At 59.5% G+C, this 18,172-nt stretch carries 16 protein-coding genes and 1 pseudogene; 4 read left to right on the top strand and 13 right to left on the bottom strand.

Annotated elements, in window-relative coordinates; all coding sequences use genetic code 11:
• Positions 1-151 precede the first annotated feature (151 nt).
• Positions 152-3,046, top strand: coding sequence for a 2-oxoglutarate dehydrogenase E1 component (locus ACESLM_RS05285; RefSeq protein WP_372630369.1), 2,895 nt, complete (start codon positions 152-154; stop codon positions 3,044-3,046).
• 5 nt (positions 3,047-3,051) lie between these two features.
• Positions 3,052-4,299 carry a 2-oxoglutarate dehydrogenase complex dihydrolipoyllysine-residue succinyltransferase gene (gene odhB / locus ACESLM_RS05290; protein ID WP_372630371.1) on the top strand — a complete coding sequence of 416 codons (1,248 nt, stop codon included), beginning with the start codon at positions 3,052-3,054 and terminating at the stop codon, positions 4,297-4,299.
• Between the two features lie 223 nt (positions 4,300-4,522).
• On the opposite strand, the gene ACESLM_RS05295 is transcribed toward odhB, so the two are convergent.
• The 4 genes from ACESLM_RS05295 to ACESLM_RS05310 form a co-directional block, all read right to left on the bottom strand.
• On the bottom strand, positions 4,523-4,993 hold the full coding sequence (locus ACESLM_RS05295) for a hypothetical protein (protein WP_372630373.1): 471 nt from the start codon (positions 4,991-4,993) through the stop codon (positions 4,523-4,525).
• 84 nt (positions 4,994-5,077) lie between these two features.
• Positions 5,078-6,277, bottom strand: a complete 1,200-nt coding sequence (locus tag ACESLM_RS05300) for an Acg family FMN-binding oxidoreductase (protein ID WP_372630375.1) — start codon at positions 6,275-6,277, stop codon at positions 5,078-5,080.
• A complete protein-coding gene (locus ACESLM_RS05305) occupies positions 6,277-6,873 on the bottom strand; it encodes a TetR/AcrR family transcriptional regulator (RefSeq protein ID WP_372630376.1) in 597 nt (198 codons plus the stop codon). The genes ACESLM_RS05300 and ACESLM_RS05305 overlap by 1 nt, the downstream gene beginning before the upstream one ends.
• A 636-nt stretch (positions 6,874-7,509) precedes the next feature.
• Positions 7,510-8,382, bottom strand: coding sequence for an AraC family transcriptional regulator (locus ACESLM_RS05310; RefSeq protein ID WP_372630378.1), 873 nt, complete (start codon positions 8,380-8,382; stop codon positions 7,510-7,512).
• Positions 8,383-8,598: 216 nt separating this feature from the next.
• Here ACESLM_RS05310 and ACESLM_RS05315 point away from each other — a divergent pair, with 216 nt between their 5' ends.
• Positions 8,599-10,953: an FdhF/YdeP family oxidoreductase gene (locus ACESLM_RS05315; protein WP_372630380.1), complete on the top strand. Its 2,355-nt coding sequence runs from the start codon at positions 8,599-8,601 to the stop codon at positions 10,951-10,953.
• The gene (fdhD, locus tag ACESLM_RS05320; protein WP_372630382.1) at positions 10,950-11,774 is read left to right on the top strand and encodes a formate dehydrogenase accessory sulfurtransferase FdhD; all 825 of its coding nucleotides are present in this window, start codon (positions 10,950-10,952) and stop codon (positions 11,772-11,774) included. Before ACESLM_RS05315 ends, fdhD begins: the two co-directional genes overlap by 4 nt.
• 37 nt (positions 11,775-11,811) lie before the next feature.
• Here fdhD and ACESLM_RS05325 read toward each other — a convergent pair whose 3' ends face one another.
• From ACESLM_RS05325 to ACESLM_RS05365, 9 genes and pseudogenes are all read right to left on the bottom strand, one after another.
• Positions 11,812-12,615 (bottom strand): ABC transporter permease, encoded by an 804-nt coding sequence (locus tag ACESLM_RS05325; RefSeq protein ID WP_372630384.1) that lies wholly within the window; start codon positions 12,613-12,615, stop codon positions 11,812-11,814.
• Positions 12,599-13,417, bottom strand: coding sequence for an ABC transporter permease (locus ACESLM_RS05330; RefSeq protein WP_372630386.1), 819 nt, complete (start codon positions 13,415-13,417; stop codon positions 12,599-12,601). Before ACESLM_RS05330 ends, ACESLM_RS05325 begins: the two co-directional genes overlap by 17 nt.
• Positions 13,418-14,413 (bottom strand): ABC transporter ATP-binding protein, encoded by a 996-nt coding sequence (locus ACESLM_RS05335; protein ID WP_372630388.1) that lies wholly within the window; start codon positions 14,411-14,413, stop codon positions 13,418-13,420.
• 410 nt (positions 14,414-14,823) lie between these two features.
• A complete protein-coding gene (locus ACESLM_RS05340; protein ID WP_372630390.1) occupies positions 14,824-15,057 on the bottom strand; it encodes a hypothetical protein in 234 nt (77 codons plus the stop codon).
• A gap of 78 nt (positions 15,058-15,135) precedes the next feature.
• Positions 15,136-16,122, bottom strand: coding sequence for an aldo/keto reductase (locus tag ACESLM_RS05345; RefSeq protein ID WP_372630392.1), 987 nt, complete (start codon positions 16,120-16,122; stop codon positions 15,136-15,138).
• 45 nt (positions 16,123-16,167) lie between these two features.
• Positions 16,168-16,494 (bottom strand): annotated as a pseudogene (locus ACESLM_RS05350) (hypothetical protein); the annotation flags it as partial.
• Positions 16,495-16,948: 454 nt separating this feature from the next.
• A complete protein-coding gene (locus ACESLM_RS05355; RefSeq protein WP_372630394.1) occupies positions 16,949-17,122 on the bottom strand; it encodes a hypothetical protein in 174 nt (57 codons plus the stop codon).
• Between the two features lie 37 nt (positions 17,123-17,159).
• Positions 17,160-17,621, bottom strand: a complete 462-nt coding sequence (locus tag ACESLM_RS05360; RefSeq protein ID WP_372630396.1) for a flavodoxin — start codon at positions 17,619-17,621, stop codon at positions 17,160-17,162.
• Between the two features lie 197 nt (positions 17,622-17,818).
• Positions 17,819-18,058: a hypothetical protein gene (locus ACESLM_RS05365; protein ID WP_372630398.1), complete on the bottom strand. Its 240-nt coding sequence runs from the start codon at positions 18,056-18,058 to the stop codon at positions 17,819-17,821.
• Positions 18,059-18,172: the final 114 nt, after the last annotated feature.

The following is an 18,172-nucleotide window of genomic DNA, read 5'->3' on the forward strand; positions in this document are numbered from 1 at the left end:
GAGGCATAGCGTAAATCGATCTATTTTATAGATCATTCCTATGCATAATAATGTCTATTTCCGAACATAAAAATGAATTAGAATGGTAACAGGTGCGCGCGTTACGTATTGGCACCCGTGTATGACTAACATGAATGCAGAGGGATGCACAATGTCAGTGGACAATGAAAAAATGCAAGAATTATGGCAGCAGTTTTTCGGCCCCAATCTTGGTTACGTCCAAGAGCAGTACGACATCTATCTTCAAGACGCGGAAGCGGTAAGCCCCCAGTACCGCGAGCTCTTCGCCCAATACGGCGCTCCTCCGCGCGTTGACGCCGCCTCGGCGTACCCGGCTAGCGCACCGCAGGGTTCCGGCGGATCGGCTTCGCTCGACGCCAACCTGCTCAAGAAAGCTATCGCAGCCGGTCAACTGGCTTGGAATATACGTTCGTTCGGCCACCTGGCCGCCGATATCGATCCGCTCGAACTCAGCCCGAAAGCTAACACGGAGATGATCGAGCCCGCTACTTACGGCCTTACCGAAGCCGATCTGAGACAGCTTCCTCCGGATTGCGTCTGGGAAGACGCTCCTTACCCGCTGAGCAACGCTTGGGAAGCCGTGCAGAAGCTGCTTCAAGTGTATACCGGCCCTATCGCTTTCGAATTCGGCCACGTCCACGTCGAAGAGGAACGGAAATGGCTCAACAAGCAAGCCGAGACGGTCATTCCGTCGACCAAGCTGCTTACTTCGGAGAAGGAATCTTTACTTAGAAAATTATATGAAGCGGAGCAGTTCGAAGATTTCCTTCAACGTACTTTCGTCGGGCAGAAACGGTTCTCGGCGGAAGGAATCGAAGCGCTCGTTCCGTTGACCGACGAGATCGTACACGAACTGACGAACGACGGCGCCCGCCACATCGCCATGGGAATGGCGCACCGCGGTCGCCTTAACGTGCTTGCGCACGTTCTGGGCAAGCCTTACGGCAATGTTTTCGCGGAATTTCACCATTCTCCGAACAAAAACCTTATCCCCTCCGAAGGCTCGATCGGCATCAACTACGGCTGGACGGGAGACGTCAAATACCATCTCGGGGCGAACCGCTCGATTTCTTCCGGCGAGACGGCGGAAACCCGCATCACGCTGGCGAACAATCCGAGCCACTTGGAATACGTCAACCCGGTCGTCGGCGGCTTTGCCCGCGCGGCGCAAGAAGACCGTTCGCAGCCGGGTTACCCGGTGCAAAATCTCGACCTCGCCGCTTCGATTCTTATACACGGAGACGCGGCGTTCATCGGCGAAGGCATCGTGGCCGAGACGCTGAACTTCAATAATATTAAAGGCTATACGTGCGGCGGGACGATTCATATTATCGCCAACAACCGGATCGGATTCACGACGGAGAGCCACGACTCCCGCTCGACGCATTACGCGAGCGACTTGGCCAAAGGCTTCGAAATCCCGATCGTTCACGTCAACGCCGACGATCCGGAAGCGGTCATCGCCGCCGCGCGCATGGCCAGCGAATACCGGACGCTGTTCAAGAAAGACTTCGTCATCGACTTGATCGGCTACCGCCGCTACGGCCACAACGAGACGGACGATCCGGAAACGACGCAGCCTCTTATTTATAAGAAGGTTAAAGCTCATCCGAACGTCGCCCGCCTGTACGCAGACAAGCTCGTTCGCGAAGGCGCGCTGAGCGAGGAAGCCGCCAACCAGATCAAACGCGACGTGCAAAACAAGCTGAAAGACGCCTACGATGAAGTCAAAGGCAGAGAAGGCAACAGCCCGGTGCGGCAGTCGCATCCGCCGGAGTTTTCTTTGGATGCGCCTAAGCCGGTTACGGCCGTCCCGCTGGAGAAGCTGCGCAGCATCAATGCCGGACTGCTGAAGTTCCCGGAGTCGTTTAACGTGTACGGCAAGCTCAAGCGGATTCTCGAACGCCGCGCGGACGCGCTGAACGACGGCGAGAAGGTCGACTGGAGCCATGCCGAGACGCTTGCGTTCGCTACGATCTTGGCCGACGGCACGCCGATCCGGCTGAGCGGACAAGACGCGGAGAGAGCGACTTTCGCTCATCGCAACCTCGTTCTGCACGATACGAAGACTGGCGATACGTTCTGCCCGCTGCATGCGATTCCGGAAGCGAAGGCTTCGTTCGCGATCCATAACAGCCCGTTGTCCGAAGCCGGCGTGCTCGGTCTGGAATACGGCTATAACGTGTTCGCGCCTGAGACGATGGTGATCTGGGAAGCGCAGTTCGGCGACTTCGCCAACTCGGCGCAAGTTCTGATCGACCAGTTCATCTCGGCCGGCCAATCCAAGTGGTCGCAGCGTTCGGGTCTGACGATGCTGCTCCCTCACGGCTACGAAGGGCAAGGTCCGGAGCACTCCAGCGCAAGGCTCGAGCGTTTCCTGCAGCTGTCCGGCGAAGAGAACTGGACGGTCGCGTACCTGTCCAGCGCGGCGCAATATTTCCACCTGCTGCGCCGTCAAGCTTCCGTCCTGAACACGGATCAAGCCCGTCCGCTCGTGCTGATGGCTCCGAAGAGCATGATCCGCAACCCTTACGTCGCTTCGTCCGCGGCCGAGCTGAGCGAGGGCACGTTCCAGACGGTGCTCGAGCAGCCCGGATTGGGCGGCCAGCCGGCCAAAGTCGAGCGCATCGTGCTGTGCACCGGCAAAGTGGCCATCGACTTGGCCGAAGAGCTCGCCAAGACGCCGGATACGAACCGCGATTGGCTGCATATCGTTCGCGTCGAGCAGCTGTATCCGTTCCCTAAGCTGGAACTCAAAGCGATCCTCGATCGCTTCCCGAACCTGTCCGAAGTACTGTGGGTTCAGGAAGAACCGAAAAACATGGGCGCATGGGGCTATATCGAGCCTCGTATTCGCGAGCTTGTCGACGTCGCGAAGGTGTCCGTCAGCTATAACGGCCGTCCTAAGCGGTCGAGCCCGGCAAGCGGCTATCAGCAAATCCATACGTTCGAGCAGCAGTTCATTATTAACCAAACTTTGGTCCAGAAGAAAAAAACGAAATCCGCAGTTAAATCCGGGAGGTAACTTCAATGCATGACATTCTTGTACCGGCGATGGGCGAATCCATTACGGAAGGAACGATCTCGAAATGGCTCGTCAAAGTAGGGGACAGCATCAAACAAGGCGACCTCCTGCTTGAGCTGGAAACCGATAAAGTCAACTTGGAAATCAGCGCCGACCAAGACGGCGTTATTACCGAAATTCTCGCCGGCGAAGGCGATACCGTTAAAATCGGCGAACCGGTAGGCCGAATCGGAGCCGCGGGCGCGGCTCCGGCCCCTGCTGAAGCTCCGGCAGCCCCTGCGCAAGCCGATGCCCCGGCATCGGCGCCGACTCCGGCTTCGGCAGCCGCTCCTGCCGCGGCCGCTTCGTCCAACGACGGCGGCTCGACGCTGGCTACGCCGGCAGCCCGAAAGCTGGCTCGCGAGAAGGGCATCGATCTGAACGCCGTGCCTGCGCGCGATCCGATCGGCCGCATTCACGCCAGCGACGTCGCATCGGCGGGAACGGCTCCGGCTCCAAAGGCTGCTCCGGCAGCTCCGGCAGCGGTCGACAAGCCGACTTCGAACGCGAACAAGCCGGAAGTGCGCAAGCGCATGTCCCGCCGCCGCTTGACCATCGCCAAGCGTCTGGTCGAAGCGCAGCAGACGGCAGCCATGCTGACGACGTTTAATGAAGTCGACATGAGCGCGATTCTCGAAATCCGTAAGCGCCGCAAAGACTCTTTTAAAGAAAAATACGACGTCGGTCTCGGCTTCATGTCCTTCTTCACGAAGGCGGTCGTCGGCGCGCTTAAAGCTTTCCCGCTGTTGAACGCGGAAATCAACGGCGAAGATATCATCGAGAAGAAATACTACGATATCGGCATCGCTGTATCCGCGAAGGAAGGGCTCGTCGTTCCGGTCGTGCGCGACGCAGACCGTCTCAGCTTCGCCGAGATCGAACGCTCCATCGTCGAGCTGGCCGGCAAAGCGCGCAACAATACGCTTGAGCTGTCCGAGCTGCAAGGCGGAACGTTCACGATTACGAACGGCGGCATTTTCGGCTCGCTGATGTCCACGCCGATTCTGAACGCGCCTCAAGTCGGCATTCTCGGCATGCACAAGATCCAGCTGCGTCCGGTCGCCATCGATGCAGAGCGTATGGAGAATCGCCCGATGATGTATATCGCGCTCTCCTACGACCACCGAATCGTCGACGGCGCGGAAGCCGTGCAGTTCCTCGTCAAAATCAAGGCAATGCTCGAAGATCCGGAAACTCTGCTTCTCGAAGGCTAATTTTCAAAAAAAACGGCTGCTTCTCGTCGAATCGCGTCCTCCAAGGGACGGCTTCGGCGAGCAGCGGCCGTTTTTATTATATTCTCCCTTAATTGGGGGTCGGATTGGCGGGAGTTATCTCATTGGTCCTTGTTCAGATTGGATGTATTGCGCATAAAACCGGCGGGTTATAAGGAGGACTGACAGAAGAAGCTTTCCAATTGCAAACCGCATGAACTTGTCCTTACTTCGCGCGCTTGAGCCGATCGATCTCCAGTTCCGTTCTGCCAAGCCGCCCTGCCAAATATTCGATGTCTTCCTTGGTGGCGAGCGTCTCGATCTTGCCGCTGATCGATTCCAATAAGGCGACGACATCGTCGTTCGACTCGGCTTCGATCCGGTCCAACTGATTTTTAATTCCATCCAGCTTGCCGTCCATAACGTTAAACCTGGCATCCACAGCGTTAAACCTGTCGTCCATGGCGTTAAATCGGTTGTCCATGACGTCAAACCTGTCATCCATGGCGTTAAATCGGTTGTCCATGACGTCAAACCTGTCATCCATACCGTTAAGCCTGTTGTCAACGACATTGAGCCTGTTATCCACGCTGTCAAATCGGAGATTGACCTCGCGCGAGAACGTTTCCTGGTTTTCCTTGACGGATTTCAGTTCGTCTTGGATCGACTCCAGCATCGCTTTCAGTTCCTGATCCACGGTTGAGCTTTCCTCCTTTCGCGAAGATAGCTCCATTGTATCAAATCGTCCCGGGGTTGGCACCCTGTTTGTAGACAAGCCGGCTTAGTCTTTCGGAGTCGGCTTCGAGGCGCCCAAAACCACTTCTTCCGCAGAACGGCGCGGACTTGGCAGCGCCGGACTGGTCGGATAGCCGAGCCGGAAAGTGAATACTCCCTCGTATCCGGGCATGTTCACAAGGCGCGCCAGCTCCCCGCCGAATACCGGTTCGATGCCGAGCTGAAGCTCGCGGTCCCGTCGCTCGTGCGGCTGGTTCAACGGCTGCGCGGCCAGACCGTTTGCCACTGCCCACAGATGCATCCGCTGCCACAGTCTGCCCGCCTGCATCAACTGCACGCGATCCGTCTGATCCTTGATCGCGATCGTGCCGAAGACGGGCGCCGTAGCGACGTAAGTATTCTTCGTCGCTTTCAGCCAATATTCGTTGGACGTTTGCTCGGATACGGGGAACAGCTTGCCGATAAAGCGGGTAAAGGCCGAGTTGCCCGTCGCGTCCATAGTCGGACCGTCCTTATGCCTCTGAATTTCGCTCCAGTCGTTGCGAAACCAGCGGTGGCTGTCCGCGGACTGAATCGCATCGTTCGCCACCGCTTCCGTAGCGCCGACGATCAGCTTGCCCATCTCTTGCCTGCCCGCGCCGTCGGCAAACCATACGACCCGCACATCCCCAAGAGAATCGGCCAATCTCTCCATCTCGCGCAGAACGGAAGCCTCGACCGGCTTCGCCGAGTCGTACGCCGCGCGATTCGTATGGCGATTGCCGATCGCCCGGTACAGCTCGGAGGGCGACTCCGTTCCTGCTTCAAGCGATAATCTTGCGACATGAATCCGCTCAAGACCGCCCGGATACAGCGTAATGTCCGGCCGATATCCGTATGCCCGTGCGGCCAACTCGGCATTCTCGACAGCGCAGCCATGACTGATGTACATTTCCCTGAACCAAGGGTCGATCGTTCCGATATTCCGGGAGATGTCCGCGAACAAATCGATGGAGCGGTCCTCAATGCGATACAGCCAGGGCTGCGTGTTATGCGCGTTCGCCGCCAGCACGGACGCTTGAACGATGCGCAGCAGCGGCTTGTCTCCTTCCTTAACGTCCGTCCACGTCTGCCAAGGCTCGTACGCCGGCCCGTTTCCGGTGGAGAATGCCCCCTGCTTCACGGCGTGCGTGACGCCCCCTACGGATATCAATGCAGCGGCTGCGGCTGCGCCCTTCAGAAAGCTTCTTCGCGACATCATCGCCATTAACCCGTCTCCCCCTCTGTCAAATACGGCCTTAAAATCGCCCAGATCAGCTCCAGACCCTCCCCGAAACTCCGAGCATCCACTGCCTCCCCGTTCATCTCCAGAAAGGCCAGCCAGTTGTTCGCCACGATCCAGCACGCCGTAATCAGCTTGCGCACGTCCGCGGAACCTTCTGGAAACCGCAGGACGCCGTCCACGACAAACCGGTGCGCGAACCGCTCCTGATCCTGCATCCGACTCTCCGTCATCCGAACGTGTTTCCGCTTCAGCCGCTCGTCCACCAGCAGCAGCGCAACGGCTTCCCGATAGAAGAAGCGGTATTCCCACAAAATTTCGAAGTTTCTCAGCAGCCGTTCGCGCAGCGTCTTTTCCGTCACTCTGACGGGCTCGTCCGGCAGCGTCCATACCGGGTCCCACTCCGCATACATCCGGTCGAGAATCGCTTCGATGATCTCCTCTTTGTTTTTGTAGTGGTAATACAGATTTCCCGGGCTCATATGGGCCGCGGCGGCAATATGATTCGTCGAAACCTTGCCCGTGCCCTGCTCGTTGAACAAAGCCGTCGCCGCTTGCAAGATTCGTTCCTTGGCGTTCAATCCGCTCTCACCGCCGAAATTAGAGTAATTACTCTAATTTAAGTACAAACAACCCCATTTGTCAATCCTTACCGGAAAACCGTGACTTAGCCTCCGGGCGGGCTTATTCGGCGAACGGCAATGCGACGAGGAACAAAGGCAGTCCTCTCGTCAACTTTCTCCCTTTTCACACTATCCCCTTCCGTCAGTCCTCCCTCAGCATCGCACCTATCTTTCATCCCTTTTGTCGGTATCCCCTCCGTTCAGTTCACGCCATACCTGTCCTATCGCTTTTTCGCTCCTTTTGCCGCTATCCCCTCACGTCAGTTCGCGTCGCTCCCGAAATGGGATAGCCTATCGCTAAACGCTAATTCAGATTTCTGAGCTTTTGGGATACAGAGAAATGGAGGATAAATAGGTCATGGCCAATCTCGCAGGAAGCATACGACCAACCTGACCGAACGGGATACCGGCAAAAGAGTGGAAAAGACGCTGCGTACATCTTCAGAATACGGTGCAAACAACCTGACCGGACGGGATAGCGACAAAAGAACGGAAAAGACGGCTTCGCCCTCCCGCAAGCAGGTGCGAAGCCGTACTGGTCGAGCAGACGCTTGAACTCCCTGCGCATCATGAGGCCACGAACTTGCCAGCCGACTATCGCAGCTTGACCGGAATCCAGATTTCGCTCCGGTAGGTCGGCGAAGAAGTGTCCTTCCCTTCGTTCCACAGCATTTCCGGGCCGGGCGCGAGCTCGTAGCTCGACGACGGGAACCACTCGGAATAGATGCGGCCCCACACGTTCTGAAGCGCCGACGGATAAGGCCCGACGGACTCGAACACCGCCCACGTCGAGGCCGGCACCTCCAGCTTCGCCAGATGATCCGGCCCGTTCTCCGTCGTGGCCGCTCCGAGATAATGATCCAGCTCTCCCTGCTCCTCCATTCTCCCTTCGGAGAAATTCACTGAAGCGCTGATCAGGCCGCGCGGCTCCACGTTGGAAATCCGCTTCAGCTCCTCGATCGTCTCCATGCCCAGACTTTGCGCCATCGCCGCGATCTCCGGATTCACCCCCTCGAACACAATCGGCACCCTCTTCATCGCGCCCACGATGCGGAACGCCTCTTTTTCCACGATCCGGTATTGCATAGCCTCTCCTCCTTTTACGGTTAATTGGAAGGTCAGGCGAGGATAAGCCCTCAGCGCTTGGCCGCTCTGTCTCGCCTCGGACGGCGTTACGCCGTGAACGGCCTGGAACGCTCTGGCGAACGCGTCCGCCGAGCTGTATCCGTACTTCACCGCGATGTCCAGCACTCTGTCCTGGCTTCGGGTCAGCTCCAGGCCCGCCTGGGTCAACCTTCTGCGGCGGATGTATTCCGACAGAGGCAGCCCCGCCAGAAAAGAGAACATTCTCTTGAAATGATACTCCGAGCAATGCGCCCGTCTCGACACTTCGCGGAAGTCGATGTCATCCGCCAGATGATCCTCGATATAGCCCAACGCAGCGTTCATGCTTTCCAGCAAGTTCATGCCCTGCGCCTCCTTCCTTCTTAAACGTATCAGATGCCGAGACCGCCCATCCGACATTTCGCGAACCGATTCGCGCGGGTACGGGGCGGCAAAGCATGCAGCTATTCCTATTTTACCAGAACCGAGAAAATCGATTGCCGTTGTATGCGTTTTCTTGATAAGATGAAGCTGAATCGGCCCTAAGCCGCGCAGGCGCACCTGCAAAGGGGAGACGTTATGGGAACGACCAAGCATACGGGCAGGACGAAGCTTCCGGGAAAACCAAACCCCAAGCTGTGGGTAAGCAAAGTACCGTTCGGACTGGGAAAAATAAAGCCTAAGCATATTCGCGATACGATGAAGGTAGTATGGGACAATCGCGATAACCTCCCTTACGCCTACCGGATTCTGACTCAGGGCGTGTGCGACGGGTGCGCGCTGGGAGTGGCGGGCCTGTACGACCAGACGCTGACCGGCCCGCATCTGTGCACGACGAGGCTGAACGTGCTCCGCCTGAACACGATGCCGGCGATCGAGCCCGGGACGCTGCACGCCGATATCGACGAGCTGAGACGGCTGGACAGCGCTCAGCTTCGCAAGCTCGGGCGCATCCCGTACCCGCTCGTCAGACGGAACGGGGAACGCGCCTTCCGCCGGGCTTCCTGGGACGAGGCGCTGGACCGGATCGCGGGCAAAATCCGCGGCGTCGATCCGAAGCAGCTTGCCTTCTACCTGACCGCCCGGGGCATCACGAACGAATCCTATTACGCCGCGGCCAAGGCGGTTAGATATATCGGCACGAACAATATCGACAATGCATCGCGCATCTGCCACTCTCCGTCCAAAACGGCGCTTAAGCGCTCGCTCGGCATCGGCGCGTCAAGCTGCAACTACAAGGATTGGATCGGCTCCGACGTGATCGTCTTCTGGGGCAGCGTCGCCGCGAACAACCAGCCGGTATCGACGAAGTACATGTACGCGGCCAAGCGCGCCGGAACGAAGATCGTCGTCGTCAATCCGTACCGCGAGCCCGCAATGGAGGGCTACTGGATTCCGTCGATTCCGGAATCCGCGCTGTTCGGCACCAAGCTGGCCGACGACTTCTATCAGGTCAACATCGGCGGGGACATCGCCTTGATGAACGGGATCATGAAGACGTGGTTCGAAATGGAAGCGACGTCGCCGGGATCGGCGATCGACCATACATTCGTGCGCGAGCACGCCGTCGGCTACGAAGAGCTCAAGGGACATATCGAGCTCCAGAGCTGGGACGCGATCGAGCGTTCCTCGGGTTTGACGCGGGGCCGGATCGGCGACTTTGCCAGACTGCTGGCGTCTTCCGGCTCCGGCGTGTTCGTCTGGAGCATGGGGCTGACGCAGCACCGCTTCGGCACCGACAACATCTCGCAGGTCGCCAACCTGGCGCTGCTGCGCGGCTTCCTCGGACGCGAGCGCTGCGGCGTCATGCCGATCCGCGGTCATAGCGGCGTTCAGGGCTCCGGCGAGATGGGCGCCGATCCGTTCAGCCTGCCTGGCGGAGAGTTCGCCGGCCGGGACATCGAGCGGATCGAGCGGCTGTGGGGCTTCGAGCTGCCGAAGTGGCAGGGCGACATCGTCGGCGTCTCGCTGGAGAACGCGCTGCTGCCGGACGATCACGAGCGCAAGCTGAAGCTGTTTTACACGTCGGGCGGCAACTTCCTGGAGACGATGCCGGAACCGGATTTCGTCCGGCGCTGTTTGGAAAACGTTGACGTGCGCGTCCATCAGGACATCGTGCTCAACACGTCGACGCTCGCCGACGCGCGGGATGAAGTGTGGGTGCTGCCGGCGATGACGCGCTACGAGCAGCCGGGAGGCGGCACGTCGACGTCCACGGAGCGCATGGTGTACTTCTCGCCGGAAATTCGCGGACCGCGAATGCCGGAGGCACGTGCAGAATGGGCGATCTACGGAGAGCTGGCGGCGCGGGTGAAGCCCGAAGGAAGCGAGGCCGTCGCGTTCCGGGACGCCGCGAGCATCCGGGCGGAAATCGCGAGGGCAGCGCCCAACTACGACGGCATCCAGCATCTGTCCAAGCAGGGCGACGTCTTCCAATGGGGCGGCGCATGGCTGTGCGAGGGCGGCGTCTGTCCGACTGAGGACGGCAAGGGCCGGCTGCTGCCGATCGAGCTGCCGGAGCTTCGCAAGCCGGAAGGCCGCTTCTATGCCACGACGCGCCGGGGCAAGCAGTTTAATTCGATGGTGTACGGGGAGACCGATCCGTTCAACGGGGCGGACCGCTACGACGTGCTGATGAATCGGCAGGATGCCGCCGCGCTGGAGCTGTGGGACGGCGACGCCGTCGTCGCGTACAATCGCTGCGGCGTTTTCCACGGGCGGGCGCGGGTGGCGGACATCGTGCGCGGGAACATCGAGCTGTACTGGCCCGAAGGCAACGTGCTGATGCCCAGAAGCGTATACGAGCCGCATGCCGGTATACCGGAATATAACGCCGCGGTCATCGTGGAGAAGGCGGAGACGTATCATGCGCTGAAGGATACCCGCTTCGTCGAGAAGCGAATCGAGGAGTTGGAGCTGGAGGTGCCCGGATGACGGAAGAGCCGGTGAAAGCTAACGGCCCGAGCGGACGCAGCCCGACCATCGCTTGGACGACGATCAGGCTGAACGCCGGGCAGACAGTAGAAACGGAGGACGAGATCGCGACGGAATTTCCGCTGACGATCCGTCTGGACGGCGAGGAATTCGCGACGCTCGTCTGCTCGCCGGACGATCTCGCCGACCTCGTCGTCGGCTTCCTCGCCTCCGAAGGCGTCATCCGAGGGATTGCGGACATCCGCAGCTGGTCGCTGGACGAGGAGCGCGGCTTCGCTTACGTCGAGCTGGTGCGGCCCCAATCGACCGCCAAAGAACTGCATTCTAAGCGGATCATCGGCTCCTGCTGCGGCAAGAGCCGGCAATTTTATTTTCAGAACGACGCCCGCACGGCCAGAACGATCTCGGGAGGAACCGCGATCCCGGTGGAACGCTGTTTCGAGCTGATGAACCGACTGCAGCTAAGTTCCGACAGCTTCCGTCTAACCGGCGGCGTCCACAACGCCGCGCTGTTCGACGAAGCCGGCGGCATGGCCGCCCGCGCGGACATCGGCCGGCACAACGCCCTCGACAAGCTGTTCGGCCACTGTCTGCGCAACCGGCTGTCCGCTCAAGACCGCGTTCTCGCCTTCAGCGGCCGGCTCTCCTCCGAGGTCGTGCTGAAGGCGGCCAAGATCGGCTGCCCGATCGTGCTGTCCAAGTCGGCTCCGACCGATCTGGCGCTGCGCCTGGCCGACGACCTCGGCCTCACTTGCGTCGGCTTTATCCGTTCGGACTCGATGAACTTGTACACTCACCCCGCGCGGATTCTGCTGGCTTGAGCCGGCTCGTGCGAGCCGCCCGATGGCTGATCTTTCCTCAGCTCCGCATCGCAATCGTATTGCCCGAAGCGTATCTGCGCAGCCCTCTGCGGAAGAGCAGCGTCCCCGCGAGCGTTAATCCGCAGGCGGCGGTCACCGCGCCGACCGCGAACAGCGGGTCGAAGTCGCGCAGCAGGCCGATTGGCAAGTAGCTGATAAAGCCGGCCGGCACGAGCGAGAACAGCGCCAGCTTCACGAACCCCCGGAAGATGTCGGACGGGTACGTCGTCAAGGCGATGAAGCTGTTGAACAGTTGTTGCGTCATTCCTTCCGCGTTGCCGATCCAGAAGGCCGAGCATCCGGCCACGACCATCACCGCGATGAACAGCATGCCGCTGATCAGCAGCCCGAGCGCGAACAGCAGCATGCCCCGGAGCGACGTATCCCCGACCATCAGGTAGACGGCGATTCCGAACAGAAAGTCCCCCGCCGCGGTCACCGAGCTGCGGCTGACGAGCACGCTCAGCAGCACCGGCCTCGGCTGAGACAGATAGACGTCCAGATGCCCCGTCGCCACGATGCCCGCGATCCGCGGGAAGTTGCCGAACAGCACCGCCGCCCAGCCGAACCCTCCCGTGCTGACCGCCCACAGCAGCATCACGTCGTGAAGCTCCCATCCCTGCACGACCGGAAACCGGCCGAAAAACAAGCTCCAGAAAAACAGCCAGATCGCGTTGTTCACGAACATCATCCCGGCCAGCAGCAAGAAGCTGAGCCGGTATTCCATCGCCGCCGCCAGATTGACCTTCCAGCAGGTCCATACGTAACGGGCGTTCGCCATGAGTTTATCCGCCGTTGACATGCAGCTTCTTCACTCCTCTCCGGTACATTCGGCTTACGGCCAGCCCCAGCAGGACGATCCAGCCGATCTGGATCGCCAGCTGCTTGACGAGCAGCGTCGAATCGAAATGCACGCCCATTCTCGCCGGGAAGTAGAGCGCCGCCTGGAACGGCAGCCAGGCGCATACGCGCTGCAGCCATTCCGGCATCAGGTCGATCGGCAGTAGCATGCCCCCGATCGTGAATTGCAGCTTTTGCAGGACGAAGTACAGCCCGCTCGTCTCCTCGACCCAGAAGGCGCACAGTCCGACGATCATCAGCAGCAGGAACGTCACCGTCAGCGCCCCCGCGCTGAGCGCCAGCAATCCGAGCCAGCCGTAGCCGAAAGAGGGAGGTCCGACGAACGGCCAGGCGATGGCGCTGCCGATCGCCAGATGGACAACGAAGCGGGTCAACGCCTCGGACGCGAAGACGGAGAAGTGGTAGCCCGCGTAAGATTGCGGCCGAATCAGCCGAATCGCGACATCGCCGTTTTTCACTTCCTCCTCGATGCGGGAACACAGCGGCGGAGCCGCCAGCGTCAGTGCCTCGGTGAAGACGAGATACCAGACGATCTGCTTCAGCGTGAAGCCGGAGATCGACTTGGAGAAATCCCCTTCGTAAGCGGCGGACCAGAGCTGAATGAAGACGAACAGAATGAAGAGCAGGAAGAAGCCGCGCATCGCGAAGTCCGTCTTGTACGCCAGCTGGTGGCGGAACGCGATTCTGCCGACGGCGGCCGCCTTTCGCCCCGCGACTGCCCACCGTTTGCTCTCGCCGTCCATCTAATCCGCCTCCCCTTTCATGCCATAGATGTGCTTGATGATTTCCTCGAGCGGCGGGTCCTCGACGTTGACGTCCGTGAAGCCAACTCGGCCGACCAGCTCGCTCAGCACGCGCTCGATTGTCGTGCGCTTCAGATCGACTGCCAACCGACAGCCGCCCTCCTCCGTCTCCCAACGGGTTCCGGCGATGTCCGGCAGCGCCGCCCTGCTTCCGTGCCCGGCCAGCTTCAGCGTCACGATCTTGCGGCTAAGCACCTCTCGCTTCATCCGATCGACCGGCTCGTCGACGAGCACGCCTCCGTGATGGATGACGACGGCGCGCGAGCAAAGCGTCTCCACGTCGCCCGCGTCGTGCGAGGTCAGAAACACGGTCGTGCCTTCCTCGCGGTTTCGCTCGCGAATCAGTTCGCGGATGCGCTGCTTGACGACGGCGTCCAGGCCGATCGTCGGTTCGTCCATAAACAGCAGCCTCGGACCGTGCAGGAACGAGGCTGCGATCTCGCAGCGCATCCGCTCCCCGAGCGACAGCTTGCGCACCGGCGTATGCAAGTACGGGCCAAGCTCGAACCGTTCGATCAAGTCGTCTTTGCGGCGCGTGTATTCGTCCCGCTTCATCTCGTAGATCCGGCTGATCAGCTCGAACGTGTCGATCGGCGGCAGGTGGTACCACAGCTGGGATTTCTGTCCAAAGACGGCGCCGATCCGGTAAGCGAGCCGCTCCCGCTCCTTCCACGGCGTCAGTCCGAGCACTTTCGCTTCTCCGAAGGAAGGATGCAGAATACCGGTCAGCATCTTGATCGTCGTCGACTTGCCTGCCCCGTTCGGACCGAGGAAAGCGACCGTCTCCCCCTCCCGCACGGTCAGGTCGATACCGCGCACGGCCTCCTTCGTCTCCCAGTTCGGCTTCCACAGCGAGCGGAAGCTGCCGGACAGACCGGCTTCCTTTCTTTTCACCCGAAACGTCTTGCCCAATCCCCTCGTCTGCAATGCCAGCATCTCGATTCTCCCCCTCATCTCTCTGCCTTGGTAAAGCAAAAAAGACCTCCGGCCCGCCCCGCCACCATGTAGCGGAACTTGCCGAAGGTCTTTTATCCCTCGCGGTGTAACGCGGCCCTGGCCGCAGCCGGTTTCGCTCGGTTCGGCGAGCTCGGCGCTGCGCGCCCGTCGCTCCCGGCTCCCTAGAAACCCTTCCGTTTGATGTAAGATTTTACTCCGGACGTTCGGGAATGGCAAGACATTTTTATACGGGTTGTTCAGAAAGTCCGCTTTTGATCGCGAAGCCTATCGGGAAGCACTCGTGTCAACTCAAATAAAAATCTAACCGAACGGTAGTGGATCACTCATCTGAAAATCTAACTTTAGTCAATGAAAAGCTAAGGGTGGGGGGACCGTTAAGGGCGGCATCGTCACCCGGTAAAGTTATCCACTTGTGTGAAAAGCGATGGGACATCTTGGATGAGCTTCTCGAGATGTTCATGCAAACGAAGGGGATCGGCGCAGGCCTTGATGGTCTGGATCTTGGCGATGGCCGAAGGCTTCAAGACCCCCGTATCGATGAGGCGTTGAAAGGGCGTGCGAGCCGTGTCATAGCGTTTGCGCACTTTGCCATGGATGCGTGTCTTGGAAATGACTTTACGCATAGGGAGAAACAGATTGGCGTACTCGTCGAGGCAGGAGTAAACTGCGTTATGGGACAGCCCCTTTTTGATCAGAACGCCCTATGAGTTCACGCCGTCTGCGGCAACAAGCGAGACAGCCGCTTCATAATCCAGCGCTACGTCCGCAGCCGACAGACTCTCCAGCAGATGCTCCTTCTTCTTGCTGCCGATGATCGGGAAGACGGGGAACGGATGGGCCAGCAAGTAAGCGAGCGCGACCTGCGTCGAAGTGGCGCCGAGCTCGCGGGCCAGTCCTTCGGCTCGTTCCAGGCGGGCGAAATTCGTCTCGCTGTAGTAGGAGCGGACAACTCCGCTGCCGGAAAATTCCGCCGCCGCGTCCCGACGATGTCTCCCGCTGAAGAAGCCGTTAGCCTGCGAGCTGTACGGAATAGCGGCGATTCCCGTTCGGCGGTGCCATTCGACGAATTCGGGGTCGGAGACGACTTGCGTCGGGTCCTGGATCGAGCCGGGGTTGACCTCGGCCAGATTCCACAGATTCTGCACGGCGACGAACCCGGTATACCCGTGACCGCGGGCGTACTCATTCGCCTGCTCGATGCGCTCGATCGTCCAGTTCGAGCAGCCGTAATACCGGATTTTGCCCTCGCGGACGAACTTCTCCAGCGTCTCCACGATCGTCTCGACCGGAACGCTCGGATCGTCTCTGTGCAAGTAATAGAGATCGATATGATCGACGCCCAATCTGCGCAGACTGCCTTCCACGTCGGCGGTGACGTCCGCGGGAGCGAGGCGTCCGACAGCCGGCTTGTCCAGCAGGGGATGCCCTCCTTTGGTCGCCACGACAAGCTCGTTGCGGTTCTTCCGCGACTTCATCCATTTCCCGAGAACCCGTTCGCTGCTGTGAGGCTCGATCGGCAGCCAGTTCGCGTATACTTCGGCCGTATCGACGAAGTTACCGCCCTGTTCCGTATAGAGGTTCAGCAGCTCTTCCGACTCCTTCTCCGGAACGGTCGCTCCCAGATCGGCGGTTCCCAAACAAATGACGGAAGCGATAAGATCGGTTCGATTAATCGCGCTCAGCTTCATACGATAGACAGCTCCTTCTTGATGTTATGATTCGGCGTTCAGCCTTACGGTCGGCTCCGGTCCGCGCCCCGCGGCGCCCGGAACCCGCCAATCTGCGATTTCCGGCGGAACGATCGGCCTCTCTCGCGGACGGGTAAGCTGCGGCAGCCATTCGTAGCGAACCCGGTAGGCCCTGTCGACGGGATTCGATCCGCGGCTGTTCTTATAAGGCGAGCCGTAACCCGCCCAGCCGCCGTTGTCGAACAGCAGCAGATTGCCCTCGCCGGGCAGCCCCCTGGGAATCAGGTGCGGATGATGCGCCCCAATGATCCAGCCGAGCTCATGCCACCGCGACGATTCGTAATTCGGTCCGAGCCGCCAGACAACGGCTCCCGGCGCCTGATAGAAGGTATATCTGCTCCAGGCGCGCCCGGTATCGTAAAAAGTCGTGCCGGTAGGTTAGATGGGCGGTCTTCCCATGCGCATCCCCTCCGGCCCAAATCCCGTACCGATTGGGAATGTCCCGCTCCCACTATTATATCATTTCCCCTCTGCCGCCGCATCCGAACGGGGGCGGGGGGGACCCTCCGCACGGACGTCCCGCTCCGAAGACGGTTCAAAAAAGCACGCGGCGGACCCCCTCCGCCGGTGCTCCTCTTTTGTTCGCCTTTCCTTTACTCGGCTTTCAGAACCCAATCCTTGATCGCGAAATCATTCTTGTTCGAGTCGGTCGAGGAGCCGGTGTTCTCGCAAGGGGCCGGCATCTGATCTGCGACGCAGCCGAACGAGAAGACGGGATTGGTCGAAACCGGAGATCTCCTCTCTGTCGAGAAGTCTCCGGTTTCGATCAGGCCGTTCCCTTATTCTCGCCGGCGGCTCTGCCGATCGGGTTGGCCAGCAGATGCACCAGCGAGACGGGAATATCGGCTGCTTCCTCTTGCCCGCTTAAGACGTCCGACGCTTCGCGTTCGCGTTCGTGGCCGTCTTGCACGGATTGATAAATCGTATACAACAGTCCCATTGCCTGGTCCTCCTTGTTTCTTATCGATGAATCGCATCTAAGATTGAGATACTCCTCCCGCAACAAGCTTAACGAACTCGCTTCCGAAGCTCCGGCAGGCTTCCGCGTCCTCTCCGGAAGGGGACAGTTCGACCTTCAAGCCCGGCAACGCGACGTCCGCTCCCGTCGCCTTCAGCTTGTCGATCAGCAGATCGACCGCCGCTCCGTATTCCGGATAGCAGGAATCGCACGAACCGAACACCGCCGCTTTGCGGCCGGCCAGCTTAATGTCGTCCATCTCCTCGTAAAAATCGAGAAATTCGTCGGGCAGCTCTCCGTCTCCCCATGTATAGGCTCCGAGCAGTATGCCGTCGTATCGTTCCAGCTCCGAAGCGTTCGCGTCCACGACCGATTTGGCGACTACTTCGGCGCCTTGCGAGCGAATGCCCGAGACGATCGCGTCGGCCATTTCCTCCGTATTGCCCGTCAAGCTCGCGTAAATCAGAACGATGTCCGCCAAAGCCGCTGTCTCCTCTCCCTCCGCCTCCGCGCGTAAGCGCAAGGACAGTCGTCTATTCTTGTTTTCTTCATCACCATATTAGTTGATAATGATTCTCATTGTCAATCCGTAGACGCAAGATTTCTTATAGACGTCAAAAAAACCTCGCGCCGATTGCGGCTAATGCGAGGTTTTTCCATACGGTAGCCGCGGCGGCATCAGATCAGGAAGATCGCCAGCAGCGTAAACAACGACAATGTCAAAAGGCCGAAGCCGTAACCCGGACCGAATCCGAAGCCAGGGCCGAACCAGCCCGAAATTCTCGCGTCCCCCGAAGTCCTCAAATACACATTGTCCCTGTCCACGTTCACGATGACGCCTTCGTAGCATTCCCCGCAGCGCGTCTGTATCCTGACTCTGCGGTTCATATGCTGTCTGCACGCTTGATACATGTCCATGCCTCGAACCTCCCGGTTGAATAATGCTCACTTCCCTACAGCGTATGTGAGACATGCAACCGGGGATTGTACAAAACCAGGAATGTGCTTATGCCGGGTAAGATCAACGGCTTC

It is taken from the genome of Cohnella sp., assembly GCF_041641335.1.
Classification (GTDB): Bacteria; Bacillota; Bacilli; order Paenibacillales; family Paenibacillaceae; genus Cohnella.

What these genes read in the sequence shown, in the direction of transcription:
- ACESLM_RS05330 (WP_372630386.1), bottom strand. Translation starts at nt 13,417, where the DNA reads ATGGACGGCGAGAGCAAACGGTGGGCAGTCGCGGGGCGAAAGGCGGCC.
- ACESLM_RS05340 (WP_372630390.1), bottom strand. Translation starts at nt 15,057, where the DNA reads ATGCGTAAAGTCATTTCCAAGACACGCATCCATGGCAAAGTGCGCAAA.
- odhB (WP_372630371.1), top strand. Translation starts at nt 3,052, where the DNA reads ATGCATGACATTCTTGTACCGGCGATGGGCGAATCCATTACGGAAGGA.
- ACESLM_RS05315 (WP_372630380.1), top strand. Translation starts at nt 8,599, where the DNA reads ATGGGAACGACCAAGCATACGGGCAGGACGAAGCTTCCGGGAAAACCA.
- ACESLM_RS05355 (WP_372630394.1), bottom strand. Translation starts at nt 17,122, where the DNA reads ATGGGACTGTTGTATACGATTTATCAATCCGTGCAAGACGGCCACGAA.
- ACESLM_RS05345 (WP_372630392.1), bottom strand. Translation starts at nt 16,122, where the DNA reads ATGAAGCTGAGCGCGATTAATCGAACCGATCTTATCGCTTCCGTCATT.
- ACESLM_RS05335 (WP_372630388.1), bottom strand. Translation starts at nt 14,413, where the DNA reads ATGCTGGCATTGCAGACGAGGGGATTGGGCAAGACGTTTCGGGTGAAA.
- fdhD (WP_372630382.1), top strand. Translation starts at nt 10,950, where the DNA reads ATGACGGAAGAGCCGGTGAAAGCTAACGGCCCGAGCGGACGCAGCCCG.
- ACESLM_RS05285 (WP_372630369.1), top strand. Translation starts at nt 152, where the DNA reads ATGTCAGTGGACAATGAAAAAATGCAAGAATTATGGCAGCAGTTTTTC.
- ACESLM_RS05325 (WP_372630384.1), bottom strand. Translation starts at nt 12,615, where the DNA reads ATGTCAACGGCGGATAAACTCATGGCGAACGCCCGTTACGTATGGACC.
- ACESLM_RS05300 (WP_372630375.1), bottom strand. Translation starts at nt 6,277, where the DNA reads ATGGCGATGATGTCGCGAAGAAGCTTTCTGAAGGGCGCAGCCGCAGCC.
- ACESLM_RS05310 (WP_372630378.1), bottom strand. Translation starts at nt 8,382, where the DNA reads ATGAACTTGCTGGAAAGCATGAACGCTGCGTTGGGCTATATCGAGGAT.
- ACESLM_RS05365 (WP_372630398.1), bottom strand. Translation starts at nt 18,058, where the DNA reads ATGGACATGTATCAAGCGTGCAGACAGCATATGAACCGCAGAGTCAGG.